Here is a 22,336-nt window from a genome sequence, read left to right as displayed (position 1 = left end):
GAATCCATTTTGTAAAATCCGCCTGTTTTCATTCAAACAGAGCGGATTTTTCTTTTTTTCCATCACATTTGCCGTTACAATAGGCATAATATGCAAAGAAGGAGGAAGTGGAGATCATGGGTGTTCATACATATTTCAAAAGTTTATCCGACCTCGAACATTTATACCGCCTGCCGGGAAAATTTAAATTTCAATCGCACACAGTAGCCGCTCATTCGTTTAAAGTGACGAAAATTGCGCAGTTTTTAGGGACCGTGGAAGAAATGAACGGTGAAACGGTTAACTGGCGCTCGCTTTATGAAAAATCGCTGAATCACGATTACGCGGAACTGTTTACCGGTGACATTAAAACGCCGGTCAAATATGCGACGGTTGAATTGAAAGAATTATTTTCGCAAGTGGAAGAACAGATGGCGCGGAAATTTATTGAAGCGGAATTTCCGGAAGAATTTCATGAAGCGTATTTCAACCGTTTTAAAGAAGGAAAAGACAGCTCGCTGGAAGGCCGTCTTTTATCCGTTGCTGATAAAGTGGATTTGCTTTATGAAGCGTACGGAGAAATTTTGAAACGAAACCCAGACCCGCTCTTTTTTGAAATTTACGAGGAAGCGCTGACGACGATTTTAAAATTCCAGGAGCTTCATTCCGTCAAGTATTTTATCGATCAGGTTATGCCCGATATGCTGGCGGAAAAGTTTATGCCGCACAGTGAGCTGCGTGATTTAACGGAGCGTATTATCAACCGCTGTGAATAAATAGCCTCTTTTCGATTGAAGAAAAATCAGCTATGATGAAAGAAAAACATTTAGGAGGACGAGATGGTCGATAAGATGATATTGGCGCTGTTTATGCCCGCTTTGCTTGTCGTTTTGTTTACGCGCGTGACATACAACCAGTTTATCGGTCTTTTGCTGACAGTCGCGCTTATTGCCGCATCCGCCTATAAAGGATATACCCATACTTGGGAACTCATTATTATTGACGCTGCATCGCTAACAGCCGGTCTCTGGCTTTCCAGCAGGATGATGAAACAGCTGAAATGGAAATTAAACTGACACCGAAAATATCTTTTCGGTGTTTTTTCTTGTCTTTTTATAGGGTGTGGGGTATTATAAAAGCAAGATAAATATACCCATTAGGGTAAAGGGGGATTATTCATGTATTTTCGTACTTTTTTTGATGAAAAATTAGCTCAATATTCGTATATGGTTGGATGCCAGCGTACCGGAGAAGCGATTGTCATTGACCCCGCTCGTCATATTGCGCCGTATGAAGAAACGGCAAAAAAAGAAGGGTTCCGTTTAACGGCAGCCGCGGAAACGCATATTCATGCTGATTTCGTGTCCGGAGCCCATCAGATGGCAAAAGATCACGGATCGAAAGTGTTCCTGTCCGACGAAGGGGATGAAGACTGGAAATACAAGTATATCGATGGCATTGATGCACAGCTTGTCAAGGACGGCGATGCGTTTAAAGTAGGGAATATTGAATTTAAAGTCATGCATACACCGGGGCACACGCCGGAACATATTTCGTTCGTGCTGACAGATAAAGGCGGCGGTTCCCATATTCCAATGGGGATTTTTACAGGCGATTTCGTATTCGTCGGTGACGTTGGCCGTCCGGATTTGCTTGAAAAAGCGGCCGGTGTGAAAGATACAGCCAATACCGGTGCGATTCAAATGTTTCATTCATTGAAGAAATTTAAAGAGCTGCCCGACCATCTTGTTGTTTGGCCAGGCCACGGTGCAGGAAGTGCCTGCGGAAAAGCGCTTGGCGCGGTGCCGATGTCCACTGCCGGCTATGAAAAACAAACTAACTGGGCGCTTCAGCATACAGAAGAAGACGCATTTGTAAAGGAATTACTTGCAGATCAGCCGGAACCGCCAAAATACTTTGCGATGATGAAAAAAGTGAATAAAGAGGGTCCCTCTATTTTAACGCGTGAAACGGTTCCGGTTATTGCTTCAGTACATGAACTCGAAAAGCTTGCGGCAGATGAAAATACGTTTGTCATCGACACCCGTCCTGCAGTCGAATTTGCGAACGGCCACATCGAAGGCACAATCAACATGCCTTATACAAAAATTTTCACAAACTGGGCGGGCTGGCTCACAGATTACGATCAATCGATTGTCATTATTGCGCCGGAATACAACCGTAAAGAGATTCAGCAATCACTGGAATCCATCGGCCTGGATCGCATTGTAGCATTTGCTGATACGGAGGTCATCGCGCAGTCAACTGTTCTTGAAACGTATAAAAATATTGATGTGAATGGCTTGAAAGAGCAGCTGGATAGCGACGATGTTTATGTGATTGATATCCGCCAGGACAAGGAATGGAACGAAGGACACATTCCAGGGGCGCATCACCATATGCTTGGCTATTTAAAAGAAGAACTGCACAACATTCCGAAAGATAAAAAAATTATCGTTCATTGCCAATCCGGGGCCCGTTCCGCTATTGGAACAAGCTACTTGCAGGCGGCCGGATTTAAACAGATTGAAAACATGGCGCCGGGTTTTGCCGGCTGGCAGCAATAAAAAAGGTCAAGCGGCCGTTTTTACAAGGTAAGAGCGGCCTCCATTTAAAATAAACAGAAGCAAAAACACACACTGCGAACAGGTGTGTGCTTTTTGTTGGCTTTTTTTGTTTCGTTCGTGATAAAATGGGAACTATAATGAATACGAGAACGGATACGTGAAAAAAGGAGGCTGCCACTGTTGGAGCGTGAATTTAAATTAGTCTCGAAATATAAGCCGGGGGGCGACCAGCCGGCAGCGATTGCGGAGCTCGTCTCCGGTATTGAAAGCGGCAAAAAACATCAGACGCTGCTCGGTGCAACAGGAACAGGGAAAACCTTTACCATTTCCAACGTTATTAAAGAAGTGAAAAAACCCACGCTGGTGATCGCTCATAATAAAACACTCGCCGGTCAGCTGTACAGCGAGTTTAAAGAATTTTTTCCTGACAATGCTGTTGAATATTTCGTCAGCTATTACGATTACTATCAGCCGGAAGCCTATGTGCCGCAGACGGATACATTTATTGAAAAAGATGCGAGCATCAATGATGAAATTGATAAATTGCGCCACTCGGCGACATCTTCTTTATTTGAACGCGATGATGTGATTATTATCGCGTCTGTGTCATGCATTTACGGCCTCGGTTCGCCGGAAGAATATAAAGAGATGGTGATTTCACTCCGGACGGGTATGGATATTGCCCGCAATGACCTGCTGCGCCGCTTAGTGGATATTCAATATGAACGGAACGATATTGATTTTAAGCGCGGTACATTCCGTGTCCGCGGAGATGTCGTGGAAATTTTCCCGGCTTCGCGTGATGAACACTGCATCCGCGTGGAGTTTTTCGGGGACGACATTGACCGCATTCGTGAAGTCGATGCGCTTACCGGTGAAATTCTCGGCGACCGCGAACATGTGGCGATTTTCCCGGCAAGCCACTTCGTTACAAGGGAAGAAAAAATGAATATCGCGATCGGAAATATTGAAAAAGAGCTGGAAGAACGGCTGGCTGAGCTTCGTGCTGAAGACAAGCTGCTTGAAGCGCAGCGTCTTGAACAGCGCACACGCTATGACCTCGAAATGATGCGTGAAATGGGATTCTGTTCAGGGATCGAAAACTATTCCCGTCATTTAACGCTCCGTCCGCCGGGTTCAACACCGTATACACTTCTTGATTATTTTCCGGACGACTTTTTAATCGTGATTGATGAATCACATGTAACATTGCCGCAGGTGCGCGGCATGTATAATGGAGACCAGGCGCGGAAACAGGTGCTTGTTGATCATGGTTTCCGTCTTCCTTCCGCGAAAGACAACCGCCCGCTTATGTTTCACGAATTTGAAGAGCATATTCATCAAATTGTGTACGTATCGGCAACGCCTGGTCCGTACGAACTTGAACATACTCCTCATATGACCGAGCAGATTATCCGCCCGACCGGCCTGCTTGATCCCACGATTGATATTCGGCCGATTGAAGGGCAGATTGATGACCTGCTCGGTGAAATTAACGACCGTGTGGCGAAGAATGAACGCGTTCTTGTAACGACATTAACGAAAAAAATGTCTGAGGACTTAACGGATTATTTAAAAGACGTCGGCGTGAAAGTGCAGTATTTGCATTCCGAAATTAAAACATTGGAGCGGATTGAAATTATCCGCGATCTGCGTCTCGGAAAATATGATGTACTTGTCGGCATTAACTTGCTGAGAGAAGGGCTTGATATTCCGGAAGTGTCGCTTGTGGCGATTTTGGATGCGGATAAGGAAGGGTTCCTTCGTTCGGAACGGTCGCTTATTCAAACAATCGGCCGCGCTGCCCGTAATGCGGGAGGACATGTCATTATGTATGCGGACAAAATGACGGAATCCATGAAGAAGGCAATTGACGAAACGAAACGGCGCCGCGCAATACAGAAAGAATATAACGAAAAGCATGGCATTACACCGATGACGATACAAAAAGATATTCGCGATGTCATCCGTGCCACACAGGCAGCGGAAGAAACGGAAACGAATACATCGAAAACAACAGGCAAGAAGATGACAGCCAAGGAACGGAACAAGCTCATCATAAGTCTCGAATCAGAAATGAAAGAAGCGGCGAAAGCACTCGACTTCGAACGGGCAGCCGAGCTTCGCGATGCATTGTTTGAGCTGAAATCAGAATAGAGGTGTTTTGTATGGCCATTGATCATATATCAGTAAAAGGGGCGCGTGCCCACAATTTAAAAAACGTGGATTTAACGATACCGCGCGATCAGCTTGTCGTTTTAACAGGGCTGTCCGGATCGGGCAAGTCGTCGCTCGCATTCGACACCATTTATGCGGAAGGACAGAGGCGGTATGTTGAGTCTTTGTCAGCTTACGCCCGCCAATTTTTAGGACAGATGGATAAACCGGATGTCGACTCGATTGAAGGGTTGTCTCCGGCCATTTCCATTGACCAGAAAACGACGAGCCGCAATCCGCGTTCCACTGTCGGAACGGTCACGGAAATTTATGATTATTTGCGCTTGTTATATGCGCGGATCGGACGTCCGGTTTGTCCGATTCACGGCATAGAAATTTCGTCCCAAACGATCGGGCAAATGGTGGACCGGGTGATGGAACTTGACGAGCGGACAAAGCTGCAAGTGCTCGCTCCCATTGTTTCCGGACGTAAAGGCACGCATGCCAAAGTATTTGAAGATGTGAAACGGCAAGGATACGTGCGCGTGCGTGTTGACGGAGAAATGCGCGACCTTGAAGAAGAAATTGAGCTTGAGAAAAATAAAAAGCATTCGATTGAAGTGATCATTGACCGGATTGTTGTAAAAGAAGGCGTGGAAGCGCGGCTGGCTGATTCTCTTGAAACCGCTCTTCGTCTTGGTGAAGGCAATGTCGTTATTGATGTTATTGGTCAGGAGGAACTGTTATTCAGCGAGCACCATGCATGCCCTCACTGCGGCTTTTCGGTCGGTGAGCTTGAGCCGCGCATGTTTTCGTTTAACAGCCCATTTGGCGCATGCCATACGTGTGATGGTCTCGGCATGAAGAAAAAAGTCGACGTCGATCTCGTCATCCCGAATAAAGACCTTTCGCTAAATGAAAATGCAATTGCCCCATGGGAGCCGATCAGCTCACAATACTACCCGCAATTGTTAAAAGCGGTGTGCACACATTACGGCATTGATATGGATACACCGTGGAAAGAATTGCCCGCGGACCAGATTGATAAGCTCTTAAATGGTTCAGGAAGGGAAAAAATCCGCTTCCGCTATGAAAATGATTTTGGACAGGTGCGGGATAATAAAATTGAATTTGAAGGCGTGCTGAATAACGTTGATCGCCGTTATAAAGAAACAAGTTCTGATTATGTCCGTGATCAAATGGAAAAATACATGGGCGAATCGAAATGTCCGACTTGTAAAGGACAGCGTTTGAAAAAAGAAACGCTTGCCGTAAAGCTTTCCGGTTTAAACGTTTCGGAAGTAACTGATTTTTCGATTCAGGAAGCGGCTGATTTTTTCAAAGAGATGGAACTGACGGATAAAGAAATGCAAATTGCGAGACTAGTTTTGCGGGAAATTTGTGAACGTCTCGGGTTTTTAATTGATGTCGGTCTTGATTATTTAACGTTAAGCCGGGCGGCCGGCACGCTTTCCGGCGGGGAAGCACAGCGTATTCGGCTGGCAACACAAATCGGCTCGCGTTTAACGGGTGTACTGTACATTTTGGATGAACCTTCCATTGGTCTGCATCAGCGCGACAATGACCGGCTGATTCGCACGATGCAAAACATGCGCGATATCGGCAATACACTGATCGTTGTCGAACATGATGAAGATACGATGCTCGCAGCCGATTATTTAATTGATATCGGACCGGGTGCAGGCGTCCACGGCGGTGAAGTCATCGCAGCCGGTACACCGGAAGAAGTCATGAGAAACGAGAAATCTTTGACAGGCAAATATTTATCCGGTGACAAATTTATCCCGCTTCCGGAAGAGCGGCGCAGACCGGACGACCGCTGGATTGAAGTGACCGGCGCAAAAGAAAATAATTTAAAAAACGTGAAAGCGAAGTTCCCGCTGGGCTTGTTTATTGCCGTCACCGGCGTATCCGGTTCCGGAAAAAGTACGTTAATTAACGAAATTTTGTACAAATCGCTTGCGCAGAAATTGCATAAAGCGAAAAGCCGTCCGGGTGCGCATAAAGAAGTGAAAGGCATTGAACAGCTGGAGAAAGTCATCGATATTGATCAGTCCCCGATCGGACGGACGCCGCGTTCCAACCCGGCGACGTATACAGGGGTCTTCGACGACATTCGCGACGTGTTTGCGCAGACAAACGAAGCAAAAGTACGTGGTTATAAAAAAGGCCGGTTTAGTTTTAATGTCAAAGGCGGCCGCTGTGAAGCGTGCCGCGGCGATGGAATTATCAAGATTGAAATGCACTTTCTGCCGGATGTGTACGTGCCGTGTGAAGTGTGCCACGGCAAACGATATAACCGGGAAACGCTTGAAGTAAAATATAAAGGGAAGAATATTTCCGATGTGCTTGAAATGACAGTGGATGATGCCCTTGTTTTCTTTGAAAACATTCCGAAAATCAGCCGGAAGCTGCAGACGATTGCGGACGTTGGACTCGGATACATTACGCTTGGACAGCCGGCGACGACACTTTCTGGCGGGGAAGCGCAGCGTGTGAAACTTGCTTCTGAATTGCACCGCCGTTCCAATGGCCGTTCTTTTTACATTTTGGATGAACCGACGACCGGTCTCCATACTGACGACATTGCCCGGCTTCTCGACGTGTTGCAGCGGCTTGTGGAAAATGGCGATACGGTTCTGGTCATCGAGCATAATCTTGACGTCATTAAAACAGCCGATTATCTTGTCGACCTCGGTCCTGAAGGCGGGGATAAAGGCGGCACGATCGTTGCGTCAGGTACGCCGGAAGTAATAGCCGATACGAAAGAATCGCATACCGGCCGCTATTTAAAGAAAATTTTAGAGAGGGACAGGGAACGGATGACCCAGCAGACAAAATAAAATGAAACTTTTTTATGGATGGTTACGTAAATGGACTTATTAGACGAAACTGGAGGGTTCACAACGTATGAGTGAAGAAAAGCTTCGTATTTTGAAAATGGTGGAGTCAGGAGTTATTTCAGCGGATGAAGCGGTCAAATTGATTGAGGCACTGGAAAAAAATAACGCGTCAGCCGGTGCATCAACAAAATCGACAGACAGCTCTAAAGGAATCGGCGGCTTTTTTGAAGAATTGGAGAAAATCGGACAGAAAATTGCCGGTCAGCGTCCAAAGTCAGAAACGATGCATCAGTCAAAAGATAAATTATTCGAATTTATGCAGACAGCTATGCAGCGGCTTAAAGATGTTGAAGTGCCGTTTGTCGGAAAGGGTGCTGAATTTACACATGTCTTTCTTGAAGAAGCAGTGACACCCCGCCGCATGAAAATCGAGACAGCGAATGGTGCGGTCACGATTCGTCCGTGGGAAGGGCCGGGCGTGAAAGCAGAGTGTCATGTGAAAGTATACGGAGCGAATTCAGAGGAAGAAGCGCGTGAATCATTTTTAAAAAATAGCATATTCTATGCGCGTGAAGACAAATTATCTTTTTCAGTCGGGTTAAAGCTGATGAAAACGGATGTGACGGTGTATGTGCCGTCAAAAGAGCTGGAAGACATTGCAGTTAAGCTCTTCAACGGCTCATTTGATATGCGTGATATTGACACGGAAAAGCTGGAAGTTCGTGCGGGGAACGGAAAGATTGAGCTGAAAAGCGGGCGTATCACGGCACTTGAAGCGGAAACAGGTAATGGACCGATTCGCATTATTGACTGCGAAGGGGAACGCGCGGAGTTAAACTCATTTAACGGGGCGATTCATGCTGTGGGTACATTCCGTTATGCCGACTTGAAATCATTTAATGGCAATGTTTTATATGATGCTAAATCGGATCAGGCGGAAGCAGTCAAAGCGGAATCGATGACAGGTAACATTGAACTGTACGTTCCGCAGGAGTCAGCGGTTAAAGGGGAAATCCGCACGACAGCCGGGCGTCTGCAGCTGCCTGAATCAGGGATGGCGAATGTGACTGAAAAAGATGAACGTATTCAAAAGTCATTGAAGTTTGAAAGTGATCATGTGCTGGAAGGACGGCAGCTTATTGTTGATGCGGAAACCAAAACGGGCTCCGTTATGCTGCGGATGTCGTCGCTTCGCCAGTCGCCGCCGCCGGCTGAACCGGATGATACATTTGGTGCGGGTGGATAACTTTTCTAGTTAAGGGAGTTTATAAATATGGGCTGGCTGATTGGCGTGCTCATTAATGCAGTACTGTTTATTGCGTTGTCTGGTTATTTTTCAGGGTTGTATGTGGACAGTTTTTTATCCGCGGTGATTGCGAGCATGGTTTTGTCGATACTTAATTTGCTCGTTCGGCCATTTCTTATCATTTTGACGCTGCCGATTACAATGATGACATTCGGATTTTTCTTGTTCATTATAAACGCCGTGACCCTGCTGATGACAGACGCCATTATGGGGCACACTTTTGAAATCGAAAGCTTCGGCCTCGCACTTGTCATCGCCATTGCCATTGCAATTGTCAATATCGTACTGCAGATGACCGTTTTTCGAAAAAAATAAAAGCAGGGAGCCAGGTGCTTCCTGCTTTTATTCATGATAATCAAATCTGCATTAAAAAGAGACTCGTTTTATACCGGCTGCAATTGCCCGGGCACATGTTTTACGGTACTCAATGGATTGTAAGAGTGCTGCTTCTTCTCGATTCGTCATAAATCCGGCTTCAACTAAAATCGCGGGCATCCTTGTTTGACGAAGGACGTAAAAGTCAGCCGCCTTTACACCGCGATCCCGCCGGCCGGTGGCGGAAACCAGTTCTTTTTGAACGGATTGCGCGATCTTCAATGCTTTAGCTGGTCTTGACGTGTACACATACGTCTCAATGCCATGTGCGCTTGTCCATTCTTCGCCAAATGCATTCGCATGAATGGAAACGTAAAGATCGGCGCCGGCTGCATTAGCCTGCTTTACCCGTTCGGACAACGGGACATCGCGGCTGTCATGATGGACAAACAACACGTCGTCTGTCAGTTCTTTCCGCAAAAACAAAGCTGTTTCCCGATTGAATTCGTATTCACGCATGCCGTCCGGTGACCGCTTGCCAGGCGTATGCCATCCGTGTCCTGCATCGATCGCTATTTTCATTGTACATTCCTCCTTTCACCGCTTATGTAAAGGGAAATCCCGAAAATCGAAACGTAAATAATGGATTTTCTTAAAAACATGATACAATAATAGCAATTCGTTTTGTGTGAAGAAGGAGGGGAACCACCCAATGGCAAAAGTGCGTGCAGTGGATATTTTAGAGAAGTTTGATCTTGAGTTAGTGAGCGGAGAAGATGGTCTTCATCGTCCGATAAAATTGAGTGACCTGTCACGTCCGGGGCTGGAAATTGCCGGGTTTTTCGATTATTATCCGGCGGAACGTATTCAGCTGATTGGCATGACCGAGCTGTCTTTTTTTCAGCGGCTCAGTCCGGAAGAAAAGAAAGAGAGAATGGACCAGCTTTGTGATTATGAAACACCCGCCATTATCATTTCGCGCAATTTAAGCGTGCCGGTTGAGTTAATTGAAGCATCTGAAGCCTTTTCCGTACCGGTTATGCGGACAAAAATGACGACTACAAAATTTTCAAGTCAGCTGACGAATTACCTGGAATCAATGCTTGCGCCAACAACAGCTGTCCACGGTGTACTCGTTGATATTTACGGCGTCGGCGTACTGATTACGGGTCAGAGCGGCGTCGGGAAAAGTGAGACGGCACTTGAACTTGTCAAGCGTGGACATCGTCTTGTCGCAGATGACTGTGTGGAGATCCGACAGGAAGATATCGATACCTTGATCGGCCATTCACCGGAGCTCATTGAGCATTTGCTGGAAATTCGGGGTCTTGGCATTATTAACGTCATGACTTTATTCGGTGCTGGGGCTGTTCGCTCTCATAAGCGCATTACCCTCAATGTTTATCTGGAACAATGGCATCCGAAAAAGCAGTATGACCGGCTTGGGATTGAAGAAGATAAGTTAAAAATCCTGGATTCTGAAATTACAAAAATTACGCTGCCGGTCCGCCCGGGACGAAATTTGGCTGTTATTATCGAAGTCGCTGCGATGAATTTCCGCCTGAAAAGAATGGGCATGAACGCGGCGCAGGAATTTACAGATAAATTGGCTGGCGTCATCAGTGAAGCTGGCGTCGACGAAATGAAATAAGGAGTGACAGAATGGACGGTTATCCGATAAATCCGATTGCTTTTGAACTCGGTCCGATTCAAGTACATGGATACGGACTCATTATCGGTCTTGGCATCGCACTCGGCTTTTATTTAGCATCCAAAGAAGCGGACCGCCTTGGCCTTCCGAAAGATACATTCGCCGACCTGTTAATTTGGGCGATTCCAATTGCGCTTATTTCAGCGCGTCTTTATTATGTGTTATTTCAATGGGATTACTACGCAGCGAACCCAGGGGCGATTATTCAAATTTGGAATGGCGGTATCGCTATTCATGGCGCCTTGATCGGTTCTATTGTAACGGCCATTATTTTTTCCAGGAAGAAAAAGATTTCATTTTGGAAAATTGCGGATATTGCCGCTCCTTCCATCATTCTTGGTCAGGCAATCGGGCGATGGGGCAATTTTATAAACCAGGAAGCGCACGGCGGAGAAGTCACAAGAAGTTTCCTTGAAAATCTGCAGCTGCCTGACTTTATTATTAATCAAATGTACATTGATGGTTCATACTATCATCCGACCTTTTTATATGAATCCATTTGGAACATCATTGGATTCTCCTTGTTGCTTTTACTAAGAAGAGTGAACTTAAAACGGGGCGAATTGTTTTTATCGTATGTCATCTGGTATTCAATCGGCCGCTTTTTCATCGAAGGAATGCGGACAGACAGTTTAATGCTGACAGACTTTCTGCGGATTGCCCAGGTGCTTTCACTTTCATTAATTGTGATGGCAGCGGCAATTCTCGTTTACCGTCGTTTCAAATTTAATCTTCCGCGTTATAACGATCAGTCAAATGAAGGGAAGATCACGTCTTGAAACAAACGGTGGCAAAAGGGTTTAAGGCAGGATTGAAGACAACGTGGACGCTCGGGAAAGTCATTTTTCCTGTTGCGCTTATCGTCACGATTTTGCAGTTTACACCGGTTTTGCCATGGATGATTCAGTTGATCAGTCCGGTGATGGTGATTTTTGGTTTATCAGGGGACGCGGCCATTCCGCTTGTTCTCGGAAACGTACTTAATTTGTATGCGGCAATCGGGGCCATTTTATCCCTTGATTTAACGGTAAAAGAAGTTTTCATTTTAGCGGTTATGCTTTCGTTTTCGCACAATCTCTTTATTGAGTCGACTGTTGCTTTAAAAGTGGGTGTGAAATTGTGGATTGTCCTTGCGGTTCGTCTTGGACTCGCTTTCATGTCAGGTGTCATTATTCACCTTGTCTGGCGCGGGGGCGGGGAACTGGCGCAGTATGGCATGGTTCCTGCTGCAGTGCAGGAGCCTGAAACGTGGGGCGCGATTGTTCTGCTTGGAGTTGAAAAAGCGGGCTTTGGGGTGCTGCAGCTGGCGATCATTGTGGTTCCGCTTATCGTCCTCATTCAAGCAGCAAAAGATTTAAAATGGCTGGATGCCTTTTCGCGGGCGATGGCACCGGTGACGCGCTTTCTTGGCATGAAAGAAAATACATCCATGACGCTTGCTTCCGGTCTGTTAATTGGTCTTGCGATGGGATCAGCTGTTATGATTCAGGCGGTTGAGGAAGACGGAGTAAGCAGGAAAGATGTAACGCTTGCGTTTATTTTTCTTGTTGCCTGTCATGCTGTGATTGAAGATACACTAATTTTAATTCCGCTGGGAATTCCGGTGCTGCCGCTCTTTTTGATCCGGCTTGTAACAGCTGTCATTTTGACGCTTATTGTCGCCCGGCTCTGGGATCGCGCGGAAACGGCGCGGAGAAAGGAAGCTACATACACATGAAAAAGATTACAACACTATTGTTTGATTTAGACGGCACATTAATTAATACAAATGAGCTGATTGTGGAGTCCTTTTTGCATACGCTCAACCATTTTTGCCCGGGTCAGTATAAGAGGGAAGATGTGTACCCGTTTATGGGACCGCCGCTTATTGATACGTTTGAAGCGATTGATAAAGAACGGGCTATGGAAATGGTCGCGCATTACCGAAAATTCAACCTTGAACAGCATGATGCGCTTGTTACAGAATTTCAAGGTGTTTATGAAACGGTTCGCACGCTTCATGAAAACAACTACAAAATGGCGATTGTTTCAACGAAACTGCATAATTCAGTCGTTAAAGGATTAAAGCTGACGAAACTGGATGCGTTTTTCGATGTCATCATTGCGCTTGATGATGTTGAAAACGCGAAACCGCACCCGGAACCGCTTCAAAAAGCGCTCGCTGCCCTTGGTTCGAAACCGGAAGAGGCCATGATGATCGGGGATAATTACCATGATATTGAAGGCGGCCAAAATGCGGGTACGATGACAGCAGGTGTAGCCTGGTCAATAAAAGGCCGTGATTTTTTGAACGAATACAACCCTGATTTTATGCTTGAGTCCATGACGGAGCTGCTTGATATTTTGAAAGTCGGAGCCGAAAGTAAATGAGACGAACGAAGCGGTACAAACTGGAAGACGATGAAAACCCGCTGTTCCATATATATAAGACCGTTTCGTTCTGGAAGACGTTTAAAAATACAGCGGTCATTGAAATCGGCCGTTTTACGCCGACTGCCCGGATGAAAAATGCATTGTACAGCGGGCTGCTTGGGATGAAAATCGGGGAGGGCAGCGCGCTTGCTTATAAAGTTGTGCCGGACATCATGTTTCCGGAGCAGATTACGATTGGCAAAAATACGATTATCGGCTACAACACGACCATCCTTGCCCATGAATATTTAACCGATGAATACCGGATCGGTCCGGTTGTGATTGGCGACAATGTCATGGTTGGCGCTAACTGCACCGTACTGCCTGGTGTGGATATTGGCGATGGTGCGATTGTGTCGGCGATGACACTTGTGAACCGCGATGTTCCGCCCGGTGCGTTTGCGGGCGGGAATCCAATGGTGATTAAACCTGTTTCAGCGAAAAGCTGAAGCAGGTTTTTTGTATGCTATTATTGAGAAATATAATATCAAAGTAGTTTTATAAATAAAAATCAAGCATTTAAACAGGTTTTTTTAAAAAGGTTGTTTATAAATTTACATAATATAAATTGAAGTAAATATCTCATTTTCAGGGAAGGAGTGATGATCGTGATCAACGTACTTATTGCAGAAGATGACCCAATGGTAGCGGAGTTAAACCGCCGCTACATTGAATCTGTACCAGGATTTCAAACGATGGATGTTGCCGGAACCCCGGAAGAAGCACTCGCGATTGCGCTAAAGGAAAAGCCGGATTTAATGCTGCTTGATATTTATATGTCGGGCATGAACGGCCTTGAGCTGCTTGAAAAACTGCGGGCGGCCGGATCAAAAACAGACGTCATTATGGTCAGTGCAGCGAACGATCCGGATAGCATTCAAAAAGCGATTCATTTCGGTGCATCCGATTATTTAATTAAGCCATTTCAATTAGAACGGTTTCAGCAGGCACTTCTTTCTTATGCGGATCGACACGGCTTTTTCTCTCATGCATCTGATGTGAAACAAAGCGATCTCGATCATATACTGTTTCAAAAAAGCAAAACGGAAACCCCGTCAGAACTTCCGAAAGGGCTGACAAAAGAAACGCTGTCAATTGTCTGGTCTGCATTATATGAATCAAAAGGGGAGGATTTCTCTGCGGGAGATGTCGCATTTGCTTCTGGCGTGTCACGTGTTTCAGTTCGGAAATACTTATCGTTTTTGCAGGAAGCCGGAATTTTAGACGTCGCGGTATCGTATGGATCGATCGGCCGTCCGCAGACAAGGTATCAAATAAATGAATCAAAGCGAGATCAAGTCGGGCTGTATATATAAAGAAAATTATTGTTTGCTTCATGATTGCAACTGGTTTCTTAATTGATGTGGGTATCAATACAGCTCTTTTTTTAGGAACTTTTTTCTTTTGAAATCGTATAAAAAGGTATACAAGCGGGGGAGGGATCATGGTGGAAGTCAAGCTATTAGAGGAAAACGCTGCAATTTTGCGCAAAACCGCAGGGAAATGGATGGATAAGCGGCTTGTTTTGCTGACGGCAGCACAATTTGCTGCAAGGCAGGAAAGGATTGACGAGCGGGAATTTACAGCGGTATCCAATAAAATAAAGAAAACAGGTTCCATTTTTTCACCGCTTCGGACGATTCATTTTCCAATGACAGGGCTTCTGATGACCAAAGAAGGGGACCCGGATGAATCGCTGGAAAAGCTTCTTCTTCATTATGAAACACTGCGTTCAGCCGGCTTTCGTTCTTCCGTTTACACGTACATTGCTGCTTTTTTAGTAGAGGGTTCGACGAAACCGGAACGTATAAAAGAGATTTTTGAGGAAATGAAACGATATCACCGTTTTTTGACGTCTCATGAAGATTATCCGGCGGCCGTTATAATGGCCAAGCGGCCAGAGAGCGCAGGCGATCTTGTTGATTCATCTGAACGCTATTACCGCCTATTAAATGATCATGGTTTCTGGAAGGGAAATGATTTGCAATTTTTAGCGAATATGCTCGTGATGGATGGCTTGTTTCAAAAACAGCCGGCAGAATCTGTTCTTCAAGCAAAGAGTGAACTGGAAGGTCGCGGATTGAGGGTGAAATCAATGCACTATCCCGCTCTTGGTGTCATTGCTCTTTCAGGAAAGATAGAAGAAGCTGCAAAAATGGCCAAGGAGTTAAAAGATACGCAGCAGTTGAAGTGGTCAAAGGATATGGCAATCACGATCTCAGCCATTTTTGCGCCACAGGCTTATATTGATTCATCTGCCGGACTCACGGCTTCTGTTCAGGCGATGGTTCAGGCGCAGCAGGCAGCGATAGCAGCCACTGCTGCAGGGGTTTTCGCGGCATCTTCTTCATCTGATTCTTAGACCGGGGTTTGCCCGGTTTTTTGACTTGACGAGAATTGTCAGAACCGTTACACTACATATAAATAAATCTTTAGTACATTAGCGAACTAAAGCGGAAGGCGCTAAATAATAATGGATCGGGTGATAAAATGTCGAAGCTGTTAATGTTTGAAAAGCCTGTTGGCATGCGGGATACATTGCCGCACATTTATGAAACGAAACGAAAATTAAAAGAAGCGGCAGAACAGGAAATGGGAAGCTGGGGCTATCGCTTTATTGAAACACCGGCGCTGGAATATTATGAAACAGTCGGTGATGCCTCCGCGATTTTGGACCGTCAGCTGTTTAAACTGCTTGACCAGGAAGGGAATACACTTGTTCTTCGTCCGGATATGACGGCGCCGATTGCGCGTGTGGCCGCTGCCAAACTGTTAAAAGAACGGGTGCCATTGCGACTTGCTTATTCCGCAAGTGTTTACCGCGCACAGCAGCGTGAAGGCGGACGGGCGGCAGAATTTGAGCAGATCGGTGTGGAAATGATCGGTGATAACACAATCAGCGCGGATGCAGAAGTCATCGCTTTGCTTGTATCCGTTATGAAAAAATCAGGGCTGGAAAAATTCCAGATTTCTTTAGGACATATTCGCTTTACCGATGAATTATTCCGTCAGATTCTTGGAACGGAAGAGCGTTCTGAACAATTGCGCCGCTTCCTTTACGAAAAAAATTATGTCGGCTACCGTGAGCACGTAAAAAGCTTGCCGCTGTCTTCCATCGATAAGCAGCGTCTTCTGCAATTTTTAGCGTTGTCCGGGGGGATCGGCTGCCTGGATGAAGCGGTCAAATTGATCGAAGGAAGCGCAGGAAGCGAAGCGCTTGACGAATTAAAAACCGTGTATGAACGATTGAAAGAATACAATGTTGATCAATATGTGACATTTGATTTGCCGCTCGTCAGCCATATGAGCTATTATACAGGCCTTGTTTTTGAAGTGTATGCAGAAGGTGTCGGCGCTCCTGTCGGCAATGGCGGACGCTACGATGACCTGCTTGAAAAGTTTGGCCATCCTGCAGGAGCAACTGGTTTTGGCCTGCGTGTCGACTTTTTATTGGAGGCACTGGAAAAGCTTGAGGATGAGGCTGGTATTCATTGCGTTCTTTTCAGCAATGAACGGCGTGTTGAAGCGATACAAGAAGCACAGAAACGCCGCGAAGCAGGAGAATGTGTCTTGCTTCAAGATGTAGCGGGTGTAAAAGATGTCGATAAATTCACCGAATCGTGCAAAAGCGTTACTTTTTTTGTGGGGAAATCAAGTAATGGAGGAGAAGGTTGATGTTAACAATTGCGATGCCAAAAGGGCGTATTTTTGAAGAAGCGGCGGCGCTTTTGCAGGAAGCCGGATATCAGCTTCCGCCAGAACTTGATGAATCACGTAAATTGATCATTGAAGTGCCGGAAGAAAACATGCGCTTTTTCCTGGCAAAGCCGATGGATGTCGCGACATATGTGGAGCATGGCGTCGCGGATGTCGGCATTGCCGGCAAAGATGTGCTTCTGGAAGAAGAACGTGATGTGTATGAATTGCTCGATTTAAAAATCAGCCCTTGCTATCTTGCTGTTGCCGGTCTGCCGGATACATCATTAAATGAAGTCGCGCCGAAAATTGCGACGAAATATCCGAATGTGGCTTCCACGTATTTCCGCGGAAAAGGCGAACAGGTCGAAATTATTAAATTAAACGGTTCAATCGAACTGGCGCCGTTAATTGGATTGTCCGACCGGATTGTCGATATTGTGTCAACCGGCCAGACGCTGAAAGAAAACGGGCTTGTTGAATATGAAACGATTGTCGGAATCACGTCGCGCCTTATCGCAAACCCGGTCAGCTACCGGATGAAAAATCAAGATATTTCAACGCTTGTCAGCCGTTTAACGAATACAATCGCGGAAAAGGCGGTGCAGTAATCGATGATTAAAATCGAACGGGTCACAGCCGGAATGTCGATAAAACGATCCGTTGATGCCGGAACGGAAGACCAGCAGCGGACAGTTCGTGCTATTATTGAAGATGTAAAAGAAAACGGCGACCGTGCTCTTTTTGACTATACGGAAAAATTTGATGGCGCAAAACTATACAGCTTGAAAGTCACACAGGAAGAAATTAATGAAGCATACGAAGCGCTCGATGATGAGATGATTAAAGTCATTCGCGAAGCCGCGGATAATATTGCTGCTTTCCACGCGAAGCAAAAACGGGAAACGTGGCTGTATACAAATGAGGACGGCTCCATTCTCGGACAGAAAATGACGCCGCTTGATTCTGCCGGTGTTTACGTGCCAGGCGGGACAGCCGCATACCCGTCCTCCGTTTTAATGAATGTCATGCCGGCCAAAATAGCCGGGGTTGAACGGATTGTGATGGTGTCACCTCCTGGAAATGACGGCCGTCTTCCGGCCGGCGTGCTTGTGGCCGCTGACATAGCTGGTGTTAAAGACATTTTCAAAGTGGGTGGTGCCCAGGCGGTGGCGGCACTTGCTTATGGAACGGAATCCATCAAAGCAGTCGATAAAATTACCGGTCCGGGCAACATTTTTGTGGCGCTGGCGAAGCGGGAAGTGTTTGGAGATGTGGACATTGACATGATTGCCGGACCAAGTGAAATTGCCGTGCTCGCGGATGACACAGCATCCGCAAAAGAAGTGGCGGCAGATATGCTGTCTCAGGCCGAACATGACCGCCGGGCGTCAGCGGTGCTGGTTACAACGTCACAGGAACTTGCGCAGGCGGTAGCGCGTAAAATTGAAGATCAGCTGATGAGCCTGCCTCGTTCTGAAATAGCTCGCGCATCCATTGACGATTACGGTGCCATTTATGTGGCAGGTTCAATGAAAGAAGCTGTTCAGACCATTAATGAACTGGCGCCGGAGCATCTTGAAATCATAACAGAAAACGCATTAGAACTCGTGAAGGATATTAAACATGCCGGCGCCATTTTTGTCGGCCGCTATTCATCCGAACCGGTCGGAGATTACTTTGCCGGACCGAATCACGTATTGCCGACAAACGGCACAGCCCGTTTTGCCGGCCCGCTGTCTGTTGATGACTTTATGAAAAAATCGAGCATTATTATGTACAGCAAGCAGGCATTTGATAAACATGGCAAGAAAATAGCTGCATTTGCCCGGCTTGAAGGATTAGAAGCACATGCCCGCGCGATTGAAGCGCGTAACGATTAATAAAGAAAGAGGTATCATGATGGGAAATCGCTATGCAGAGCTCCAGCGCTACACAGGTGAAACGAAAATTGACCTCGCATTTGAGGTGGACGGTGAAGGGAAATCCAACATTGATACGGGTGTTCCATTCATGGACCATATGCTCGATTTGTTCACCAAGCACGGTCACTTTGATCTGACAGTAAAAGCGGACGGTGACGTGGAAGTGGACGATCATCATACGACCGAGGATATCGGCATTGTGCTTGGAATGGCGTTAAAAGAAGCGCTTGGTGATAAAAAAGGCATTAAACGGTACGGAAACTTTTTCGTGCCGATGGATGATACACTTGCACAAGTCGTAGTTGATCTAAGCAACCGCCCTCATTTTGAAATTCGGGGAGCGGACTTTCCATCACAAAAAGTCGGCACATTTGATACAGAGCTTGTGCATGAATTTTTATGGAAATTTGCGCTTGAAGCACGTATGAATCTTCATGTCATTATTCACTACGGAACGAATACGCACCATATGATTGAAGCGGTATTTAAAGCGATGGCGCGCGCGATTGACGAAGCGACGACGGTGGACCCGCGTGTGAAAGGCGTACCGTCGACGAAAGGGATGTTGTAAATGATCGGCATCATTGATTATGGAATGGGCAATTTATTCAGCGTCAGCAAAGCACTTGAGCGGATCGGCATTCCATACGTAATCAGCGAATCACCGGAAGAATTGAATAACACAAAAGGGCTCATTCTGCCGGGTGTCGGTGCGTTTAAAGATGCGATGGCGCGCCTGCGTGAAAAAGAGCTTGATCAGTTTATTCACAGATATGTTGACAGCGGCCGTCCGCTGCTCGGCATTTGCCTTGGCATGCAGCTTTTATTTGAAGAAAGCGAAGAAAACGGACAATTTGAAGGACTCGGTCTGTTAAAAGGGCGCGTCGTACGTATTCCGGACCGTGATGTGGATGGTGAACGGTTAAAAGTGCCGCATATGGGCTGGAACAAGCTTCATTTTCACCAGGAAGCGCCTGTGCTGCAAGAGGTGGAAGAAGGTTTCGTATACTTTGTCCATTCCTATTATGCAGAGAACATGGACGAAAAATCGCTGCTCGCGAGTGCTTCCTACGGTGTGCAAGTGCCGGCTATTGTCGGGCGTGACAACGTATCTGGCATGCAGTTTCACCCGGAAAAAAGCAGTGAGACCGGCATGAAGCTGCTCGCCAACTTCGCAAAAGCGATGGAACGATCGGAGGAAATGCTATGAGTTTTGTTATTTACCCGGCGATTGATATGCGCGGCGGCAAATGTGTCCGCCTCGTTCAGGGGGATTACAATCAGGAAACCGTATATGGCGATTCGCCGTTCGATATGGCGAAGTCTTTTGTGGAGCAGGGAGCCGAGTGGATCCATATGGTTGACCTGGATGGCGCGAAAGACGGTCAGCGCATTAACGATACATTTGTAATTGAAGCGGCGCAAAAGCTGGATGTGAAAGTGCAGATTGGCGGCGGAATCCGGACGGAAGAAGACGTGAAGCATTATTTGGATAACGGCGTAGACCGTGTGATCATCGGCAGTCTGGCTGTAAAAGAACCGGCACTTGTGAAGCAATGGCTCGGTACATATGGAGATAAAATTGCCATCGGTCTCGATGCGAAAAATGGCTATGTAGCCACACATGGATGGCTGGAGACTTCTTCTGTAAAAGCGGTTGATCTGGCGAAAGAATTTGCGGAAGCTGGTGCTGAAACATTTATTTTCACCGACATCGCGAATGACGGCATGCTGTCAGGGCCGAACACGGAAGCAACGGCGGAACTGGCCCGCGCGACCGGAAAAAGTGTGATCGCATCCGGCGGTGTCAGCTCACTGGAAGATTTGCGGGAACTGGCGAAATATGCATCAGACGGCTTAGCGGGTGCGATTTGCGGGAAAGCCATTTACACGGGCCGCTTTAGCGTGAAGGAAGCGCTGGAGGTGGCGAAATGATGACGAAACGCATCATCCCGTGTCTCGATGTAAAAGAAGGCCGTGTTGTAAAAGGCATTCAATTCGTTGAGCTGCGTGATGCAGGTGATCCGGTTGAACTGGCCCGCGTGTACGATCAGCAAGGGGCGGATGAGCTCGTTTTTCTTGATATTTCGGCATCGGTTGAAGGCCGTAAAACGATGGTAGACGTTGTACAGGCTGTTGCATCTGAGCTGGCGATTCCCTTTACAGTCGGCGGCGGTATTAACGCATTGGATGACATGAAACGGATCTTGCGCGCCGGTGCAGATAAAGTATCGCTGAACACAGCTGCTGTAAACAACCCTGATTTGATTAATGAGGGGGCGGCGTTTTTTGGCTCTCAGTGCATCGTCATTGCTATTGATGCAAAATATGACGAAGAAATCGGCACATGGCGCGTCTATACGCACGGCGGACGCACACCGACAGAGCGCACCGTTATTGACTGGGCGAAAGAAGCTGTTGAACGCGGAGCCGGTGAAATTCTGCTGACGAGCATGGACGAAGACGGCAGTAAAAAAGGATTTGACATTGCCCTCACGAAAGCCGTTGGCGATGCGGTGTCTGTCCCGGTTATTGCTTCAGGCGGAGCAGGCAATGCGCAGCACTTTTTAGATGTATTTACAGAAGCGAATGCCGATGCGGCGCTTGCAGCATCAATTTTTCACTATAAAGAAACAGGTGTTGGAGAAGTAAAACAATTTTTGAGAAATGCGGAGGTGAACGTCAGATGATGGAAGAAGTAAAATTTGATGAAAAAGGACTTGTGCCTGCTATTGTACAGGATGCGACAACTTATGAAGTATTGACGCTCGCCTATATGAATAAAGAATCGCTTGAAAAAACAATGGAAACGGGCGAAACATGGTTTTACAGCCGTTCACGACAGGAGCTTTGGAATAAAGGAGCAACAAGCGGCAACACGCAAAAAGTCGTTTCCATGCAGTTTGACTGCGATAAAGATGCGATTGCCGTAAAAGTGGAACCGGCTGGTCCGGCGTGCCACCGCGGTACAACAAGCTGTTTTGATGCTCCTTTTTATGGCGAAGAGAGCGGAGCGCTTCCATACGCCATTTTGCAGCAGCTTGAGCAGGTCATTGCAGATCGCGAACAGAAACGTCCTGAAGGTGCCTATACAACGTATTTATTTGATAAAGGCGTCGATAAAATTTTGAAAAAGGTTGGCGAAGAAGCAGCGGAAGTCATTATTGCGGCAAAAAACCGTGATAAAGAAGAGCTGCAATGGGAAGCGGCGGATTTGCTGTACCACTTGCTTGTGCTGCTCCGTGAGCAGGACCTTGCGCTTGATGACGTGCTTTCTGTACTTGCACGCCGCCATGAAGGAAAAGGAAAAGAATAATTAAAAGCTGGTCCTGTGACGGACCGGCTTTTTCTCTCTATTCTTCCCATGAGCACCTATGATATAATACACAAGTTAAACATCAAAC

Annotated in this window: 23 protein-coding genes; 22 read left to right on the top strand and 1 reads right to left on the bottom strand. The window is 46.6% G+C overall.

All coding sequences use genetic code 11. From position 1 onward, the window contains the following. The first annotated feature begins 116 nt into the window (after positions 1-116). The 7 genes from BTO30_RS00860 (at position 117) to BTO30_RS00830 (ending at position 9,188) form a co-directional block, all read left to right on the top strand. Complete coding sequence (locus BTO30_RS00860) at positions 117-755, top strand: YfbR-like 5'-deoxynucleotidase (RefSeq protein WP_075396821.1); 639 nt, start codon at positions 117-119, stop codon at positions 753-755. Positions 756-818: 63 nt separating this feature from the next. Beyond that, the gene (locus BTO30_RS00855; RefSeq protein WP_075396820.1) at positions 819-1,055 is read left to right on the top strand and encodes a CsbA family protein; all 237 of its coding nucleotides are present in this window, start codon (positions 819-821) and stop codon (positions 1,053-1,055) included. A gap of 102 nt (positions 1,056-1,157) precedes the next feature. Then, entirely contained in the window at positions 1,158-2,546 is a 1,389-nt protein-coding gene (locus tag BTO30_RS00850) for a rhodanese-like domain-containing protein (RefSeq protein ID WP_075396819.1), read from the top strand. 180 nt (positions 2,547-2,726) lie between these two features. Next, entirely contained in the window at positions 2,727-4,703 is a 1,977-nt protein-coding gene (uvrB, locus tag BTO30_RS00845; protein ID WP_075396818.1) for an excinuclease ABC subunit UvrB, read from the top strand. 11 nt (positions 4,704-4,714) lie between these two features. Beyond that, the gene (gene uvrA / locus BTO30_RS00840) at positions 4,715-7,567 is read left to right on the top strand and encodes an excinuclease ABC subunit UvrA (RefSeq protein ID WP_075396817.1); all 2,853 of its coding nucleotides are present in this window, start codon (positions 4,715-4,717) and stop codon (positions 7,565-7,567) included. A gap of 67 nt (positions 7,568-7,634) precedes the next feature. Next, entirely contained in the window at positions 7,635-8,813 is a 1,179-nt protein-coding gene (locus tag BTO30_RS00835) for a DUF4097 family beta strand repeat-containing protein (protein WP_075396816.1), read from the top strand. 27 nt (positions 8,814-8,840) lie between these two features. Continuing rightward, positions 8,841-9,188, top strand: a complete 348-nt coding sequence (locus BTO30_RS00830) for a phage holin family protein (RefSeq protein ID WP_075396815.1) — start codon at positions 8,841-8,843, stop codon at positions 9,186-9,188. 51 nt (positions 9,189-9,239) lie between these two features. On the opposite strand, the gene BTO30_RS00825 is transcribed toward BTO30_RS00830, so the two are convergent. Continuing rightward, a complete protein-coding gene (locus BTO30_RS00825) occupies positions 9,240-9,770 on the bottom strand; it encodes an N-acetylmuramoyl-L-alanine amidase (protein WP_075396814.1) in 531 nt (176 codons plus the stop codon). A gap of 130 nt (positions 9,771-9,900) precedes the next feature. On the opposite strand from BTO30_RS00825, the gene hprK reads away from it, so the two are divergent. The 15 genes from hprK (at position 9,901) to hisIE (ending at position 22,248) form a co-directional block, all read left to right on the top strand. Next, on the top strand, positions 9,901-10,839 hold the full coding sequence (hprK, locus tag BTO30_RS00820) for an HPr(Ser) kinase/phosphatase (protein WP_075396813.1): 939 nt from the start codon (positions 9,901-9,903) through the stop codon (positions 10,837-10,839). 11 nt (positions 10,840-10,850) lie between these two features. Next, on the top strand, positions 10,851-11,678 hold the full coding sequence (lgt, locus tag BTO30_RS00815; RefSeq protein WP_075396812.1) for a prolipoprotein diacylglyceryl transferase: 828 nt from the start codon (positions 10,851-10,853) through the stop codon (positions 11,676-11,678). Next, the gene (locus BTO30_RS00810) at positions 11,675-12,616 is read left to right on the top strand and encodes a nucleoside recognition domain-containing protein (protein ID WP_075396811.1); all 942 of its coding nucleotides are present in this window, start codon (positions 11,675-11,677) and stop codon (positions 12,614-12,616) included. Before lgt ends, BTO30_RS00810 begins: the two co-directional genes overlap by 4 nt. Further along, positions 12,613-13,269: a pyrophosphatase PpaX gene (gene ppaX / locus BTO30_RS00805; RefSeq protein ID WP_075396810.1), complete on the top strand. Its 657-nt coding sequence runs from the start codon at positions 12,613-12,615 to the stop codon at positions 13,267-13,269. Before BTO30_RS00810 ends, ppaX begins: the two co-directional genes overlap by 4 nt. After that, a complete protein-coding gene (locus BTO30_RS00800) occupies positions 13,266-13,760 on the top strand; it encodes an acyltransferase (RefSeq protein WP_075396809.1) in 495 nt (164 codons plus the stop codon). Before ppaX ends, BTO30_RS00800 begins: the two co-directional genes overlap by 4 nt. Positions 13,761-13,919: 159 nt before the next feature. Then, on the top strand, positions 13,920-14,627 hold the full coding sequence (locus BTO30_RS00795; protein ID WP_075396808.1) for a response regulator: 708 nt from the start codon (positions 13,920-13,922) through the stop codon (positions 14,625-14,627). A gap of 128 nt (positions 14,628-14,755) precedes the next feature. Continuing rightward, positions 14,756-15,673, top strand: coding sequence for a DUF4003 family protein (locus tag BTO30_RS00790; RefSeq protein ID WP_075396807.1), 918 nt, complete (start codon positions 14,756-14,758; stop codon positions 15,671-15,673). 128 nt (positions 15,674-15,801) lie between these two features. Continuing rightward, positions 15,802-16,986, top strand: coding sequence for an ATP phosphoribosyltransferase regulatory subunit (locus BTO30_RS00785; RefSeq protein ID WP_075396806.1), 1,185 nt, complete (start codon positions 15,802-15,804; stop codon positions 16,984-16,986). Next, a complete protein-coding gene (hisG, locus tag BTO30_RS00780; RefSeq protein ID WP_075396805.1) occupies positions 16,986-17,618 on the top strand; it encodes an ATP phosphoribosyltransferase in 633 nt (210 codons plus the stop codon). The genes BTO30_RS00785 and hisG overlap by 1 nt, the downstream gene beginning before the upstream one ends. A gap of 6 nt (positions 17,619-17,624) precedes the next feature. Then, the gene (hisD, locus tag BTO30_RS00775; RefSeq protein WP_075397047.1) at positions 17,625-18,890 is read left to right on the top strand and encodes a histidinol dehydrogenase; all 1,266 of its coding nucleotides are present in this window, start codon (positions 17,625-17,627) and stop codon (positions 18,888-18,890) included. A 19-nt stretch (positions 18,891-18,909) separates the two neighbouring features. Continuing rightward, the gene (gene hisB, locus BTO30_RS00770; RefSeq protein ID WP_075396804.1) at positions 18,910-19,503 is read left to right on the top strand and encodes an imidazoleglycerol-phosphate dehydratase HisB; all 594 of its coding nucleotides are present in this window, start codon (positions 18,910-18,912) and stop codon (positions 19,501-19,503) included. Then, a complete protein-coding gene (hisH, locus tag BTO30_RS00765; protein WP_075396803.1) occupies positions 19,504-20,142 on the top strand; it encodes an imidazole glycerol phosphate synthase subunit HisH in 639 nt (212 codons plus the stop codon). Next, a complete protein-coding gene (gene hisA, locus BTO30_RS00760) occupies positions 20,139-20,867 on the top strand; it encodes a 1-(5-phosphoribosyl)-5-[(5-phosphoribosylamino)methylideneamino]imidazole-4-carboxamide isomerase (RefSeq protein WP_075396802.1) in 729 nt (242 codons plus the stop codon). Before hisH ends, hisA begins: the two co-directional genes overlap by 4 nt. Next, positions 20,864-21,622, top strand: a complete 759-nt coding sequence (gene hisF / locus BTO30_RS00755; RefSeq protein ID WP_075396801.1) for an imidazole glycerol phosphate synthase subunit HisF — start codon at positions 20,864-20,866, stop codon at positions 21,620-21,622. Before hisA ends, hisF begins: the two co-directional genes overlap by 4 nt. Beyond that, entirely contained in the window at positions 21,619-22,248 is a 630-nt protein-coding gene (hisIE, locus tag BTO30_RS00750) for a bifunctional phosphoribosyl-AMP cyclohydrolase/phosphoribosyl-ATP diphosphatase HisIE (RefSeq protein WP_075396800.1), read from the top strand. Before hisF ends, hisIE begins: the two co-directional genes overlap by 4 nt. Positions 22,249-22,336: the final 88 nt, after the last annotated feature.

The sequence above is a fragment of the Domibacillus antri genome, from assembly GCF_001936625.1.
Taxonomy (GTDB): Bacteria; Bacillota; Bacilli; order Bacillales; family Domibacillaceae; genus Domibacillus; species Domibacillus antri.
The sequence above is the reverse complement of the archived record's forward strand: the minus strand, read 5'-3'. Positions and strand labels throughout refer to the sequence as shown.